Raw genomic sequence first — 1,290 nt, 5'->3', positions numbered from 1 at the left:
CGGTGCAGCCTGCGCGACGCCCAGTTCGTCTCGGATCCGGTCGTATGGCGTATCCCTCGTCATGGAAGCATCATACCGCAGTTATTGCGGCCCCGCACTATCTGCAGCCCCGCGGTTTCTGCGGGCCCGGCTCGAGCCGGCCGGCGGCGTCCGGGCGGGCCGCCGCGCACTAGGCTGGGTGGCAGCCCCCATGCCGGCGATCGAGGAACGGCGAGCGTATGCGCGACATCGTGGTGTTCTCCGGGACGAGCCACCGCACCCTTGCCGGGCGCATCTGCAATGCGCTCGGAGTGCCCCTTTCCCCTAGTCTCACAACACGATTCAGCAATGACTGCCTGCAGGTGCAGTTGCAGGCGAACTGCCGCCAGCGCGACGTCTATCTGATAGCGCCGGTCGTGCCGCCGACGCAGGAGTCGCTCATGGAGTTGCTCTTGATGATCGACGCGGCCAAGGGCGCATCGGCAGCACAGATCACGGCGGTGATCCCCCACTTCGCCTACGCTCGCTCCGACAAGAAGGACGCCTCCCGCATCTCGATGGGCGGGCGGTTGGTCGCCGACATGATCGTCGCCGCCGGCGCCCACCGGGTGCTGACCATGACCCTGCATGCGCCGCAGGTCCATGGCTTCTTCTCGATCCCCGTCGACCACCTGACGGCCATCGGAATCCTCGCCGACCACTTCCGCGCCCAGGACTTGACCGACACCGTGGTCGTCTCCCCCGACCTCGGCAACGCCAAGACGGCGAGCCAGTTCGCGCGTCTCCTCCGGCTGCCCGTGGCGGCCGGGTCGAAGGTGCGCAAGGCGGACGACAAGGTCGTCATCGACATGATCGTCGGCGACGTCGCGGGCAAGAAGGCCATCGTCCTCGACGACGAGATCGCGACCGGTGGCTCGATCGTCGAGTTGATGGACCGGCTCAAGGACTTCGGGTGCACCGAGGCGGCCGTTGCCTGCACCCACGGCCTCTTCACCGGCCAAGCCGTCGAGCGTCTCGCCAACCACCCGATGATCACCGAGATGGTCACGACCGACACCGTCCCCCGGCCCCACCAGTCGTGGGAGGCTCTCCAGGTCCGCTCGGTCGCCGGCCTCTTCGCCGAGGCCATCGGCCGCATCCACGCCGGCGAGTCGATCTCCTCCCTCTTCGACGGCGTCGACCCGACCCACGCGCCGCCCCAGGCGACACTCTTTCCCTGAGGCGGCCGCCGGGGCGCCTGGCTGCCGGGCCGGGCTGTCGTTGTCGGGCCTGGTTGTCGTTGTCGGGCCTGGTTGTCGTTGTCGGGGGGGG

At 68.7% G+C, this 1,290-nt stretch carries 1 protein-coding gene; it reads left to right on the top strand.

The window, feature by feature from the left end; all coding sequences use genetic code 11:
- Positions 1-218: 218 nt before the first annotated feature.
- Positions 219-1,199 carry a ribose-phosphate diphosphokinase gene (locus tag BN11_RS17855; protein WP_048699646.1) on the top strand — a complete coding sequence of 327 codons (981 nt, stop codon included), beginning with the start codon at positions 219-221 and terminating at the stop codon, positions 1,197-1,199.
- Positions 1,200-1,290 lie beyond the last annotated feature (91 nt).

Origin of the sequence: Nostocoides australiense Ben110, assembly GCF_001050535.1 — a bacterium.
GTDB lineage: Bacteria > Actinomycetota > Actinomycetes > Actinomycetales > Dermatophilaceae > Nostocoides_A > Nostocoides_A australiense.
This window is presented reverse-complemented; position numbering and strand designations above follow the sequence as displayed.